This window comes from Sphingopyxis sp. BSNA05, from assembly GCF_013265645.1.
GTDB lineage: Bacteria > Pseudomonadota > Alphaproteobacteria > Sphingomonadales > Sphingomonadaceae > Parasphingorhabdus.
Genome location: NZ_PYIA01000102.1, coordinates 1 through 2,377, shown reverse-complemented (window position 1 = coordinate 2,377; position 2,377 = coordinate 1). Strand labels below are relative to the sequence as shown.

Annotated in this window: 3 protein-coding genes and 1 pseudogene; 1 reads left to right on the top strand and 3 read right to left on the bottom strand. The window is 58.0% G+C overall.

Annotated elements, in window-relative coordinates:
• Together C8024_RS23435 and C8024_RS12080 are read right to left on the bottom strand one after the other, a co-directional pair.
• A partial coding sequence (locus C8024_RS23435) for an ATP-binding protein (protein ID WP_367947309.1) occupies nt 1-154 on the bottom strand: 154 nt, incomplete at its 3' end.
• Nucleotides 151-906, bottom strand: coding sequence for a histidine kinase dimerization/phosphoacceptor domain -containing protein (locus tag C8024_RS12080; protein WP_173205502.1), 756 nt, complete (start codon nt 904-906; stop codon nt 151-153). The genes C8024_RS23435 and C8024_RS12080, both read right to left, overlap by 4 nt.
• 308 nt (nt 907-1,214) lie before the next feature.
• Between C8024_RS12080 and C8024_RS12075 the strand changes: the two genes are divergently transcribed.
• Complete coding sequence (locus tag C8024_RS12075) at nt 1,215-1,844, top strand: peroxiredoxin (RefSeq protein ID WP_100092415.1); 630 nt, start codon at nt 1,215-1,217, stop codon at nt 1,842-1,844.
• Between the two features lie 205 nt (nt 1,845-2,049).
• On the opposite strand, the pseudogene C8024_RS12070 reads toward C8024_RS12075, so the two are convergent.
• Nucleotides 2,050-2,377, bottom strand: a pseudogene (locus tag C8024_RS12070) (hypothetical protein); the annotation flags it as partial.

Here is a 2,377-nt window from a genome sequence, read left to right as displayed (position 1 = left end):
AACGTCGTCCCTGGGCTCCATCGCGGACCGCTTGGGGCAGTCCGATGCCATCATCCTCGATACGCACCACTGCCTCCCCCTCACCTGCAGTCAGGGATATGGCAATCACGCCGGCTTCCCGTCCCTTGAAGGCATGTTTCACTGCATTGGTCATGACTTCGTTGACGAGCAGCCCGATCGCCGATGCCCGGTCACGCGATAGCTTGCAGGGCACGGTCTCAATCCGGATGGAAATCCCCCTTCGAGGGTCAGCGCGTTGCCGACCTCGGCACAAAGCTGCTCGATAAATTCGTCAAATTGCACGACCGCGATATTGTCTATCCCGTAGTGCAGATTTTCATACGCCTTTGACAGGCTGAGCACGCGGCCCGCTGCTTTCTCCAGTGCGCGTTTCGCGTCTTCATTCTCGGTCTCATGCTGCTGGAGCCGCAACAGGCTGGTAAGGATCGCCAGATTGTTTTTGACGCGATGATCGACCTCGCGCAGCAGCATTTCCCGCTCTACAATCCGCTCCTCCCGCTCGTGCAGCAAGTCACGGAAATTGCGCCGGGCAAGCTCGGCAAGACCGATCAGCAGCAAACCAGTCAGCACATTGACTATCGTACGGGGACCGTCCGAAATATTGGCGAATGCGAAGCTTCCCTCAAACGGCACCACATAATACCAGGTGAAGACGGATGTCAGCACCAGCACGAATAGTCCGGCGCGAAAACGGCCTACCAATGTCGCCACCAAGATAGCGGGGACACTTATCGCATAAGGCGCCGCGCCTGGGTAGACCAGGTCGACCAGAAGTCGCATCAGAAGCGCGCCGAGTGCGCACACGACGCCTACCAGCAGCTGGGTCGACCATTCCGGCAGCTTCGGAGCAAGGTCAATCGCATCCAGCTGGGTAATTCTTTGCATCCGGCTCGAATAGTCGCAATCGTAACCGCCAGCAATTGTAAATCGTTACGCAGGGCCGCAATTTTTCAGGTCCGGATTGTCAGTAAAATTACACCCAGCAAGCCATGGCGTCATCTGCTATCCGGCGAATCCCGCGAGCAGGGCAGACGGCTGAAACAACCCGGAAATCTAATCGGTGCAAATCAGCCATGACTTACGGTCGGGGCGCTATCATTCATTCAATATAACGATTAACGTAAATGTGTAATTCAATTGGATCGGTCCGGGCGGTCCGGCTAATGAGGGCAAACCATCAGAAAGGAAAAACGATGACATTACATATTGGAGATACCGCCCCGGACTTCACCGTCGACACCCAGAACGGGGAAATCAGCCTGCACGATTGGGCTGGCGACAGCTGGGTGTTCTTTTTCAGCCATCCGGCCGATTTCACCCCGGTTTGCACCACCGAAATGGGGCGCACCGCACAGCTTGCCGAAGAATTTGCCAAGCGGAATACCAAGCCGCTCGGCCTGTCGACCGACACGGCGGAAGAACATCGCAAATGGATCGAAGATGTGAACGATACGCAGCATACCAATCTTACATTTCCGATCGTTGCCGACGCGGATCTGGCGATTGCGAAAATGTACGACATGATTCATCCCGACGAGAGCGAAACGGCTGCGGTCCGGTCGGTGTTCATTATCGACCCCGACAAGAAGGTCCGCCTGACCATGACCTATCCGATGAGCGTCGGACGGAATTTTGACGAAATTCTGCGGGTCATCGATGCGCTGCAACTGAGCGATGAAAAACGCATTGCCACGCCCGCCGACTGGCAGATTGGCAAGGATGTGATCATTCCGCCGTCGATCAGCAACGAAGAGGCGAAGGGTCTCTTTCCACAAGGCTGGACCGAGCATCGGCCCTATCTGCGGACGACGGACGTCAGTTAATTCGGCGATTTCAAGCTACAGTGGCAACCGGCACGCTTCACCCGTGACCGGGATTTGAAAAGTTGCGCCGTCACCGCAGTGGCTTGAACCGATGCGGCGCCCTGCGCCGCATGGATGAGGGGCGGCCGGTGTCGGGATGCCCGCAAGAAAAAGGGGCGGCCCGGCTGACCGGACCGCCCCTCGTTTCGGGCTTGGAGCAAGAGGCTTAGCTGTAAGCCGGTTCCAGCGGCCGCGAGACTTTCATTTCGCCGGAAATTTTTGTGCGGCTCTCGCGTGAACCGGCGTTCATCGCCGCCAGCTTGCTGTCGAGATAGCGGGCCCGTTTCAGACGCTTCTGGCGAGTCAGGAACGGATTTTGCGGCGTCGGCATCGCGTCGACATTGGCGGTGAAATAGCCTGCGGTGCGGGCCATGTCCGCTTGCGCCAGATAGGGCTTGGGCGCGGCTGCGACACGGCGCTGGCCGAGCGTGACGCTGCGGTCGGGCTTGCCGTCCGAACTGTCGAATGCCGGCAGCTTCGCGACAAATTGGGCG

Excerpts from the sequence above, each read along its gene's own strand:
- C8024_RS12080 (WP_173205502.1), bottom strand. The coding sequence starts at position 906 with ATGCAAAGAATTACCCAGCTGGATGCGATTGACCTTGCTCCGAAGCTG.
- C8024_RS12075 (WP_100092415.1), top strand. The coding sequence starts at position 1,215 with ATGACATTACATATTGGAGATACCGCCCCGGACTTCACCGTCGACACC.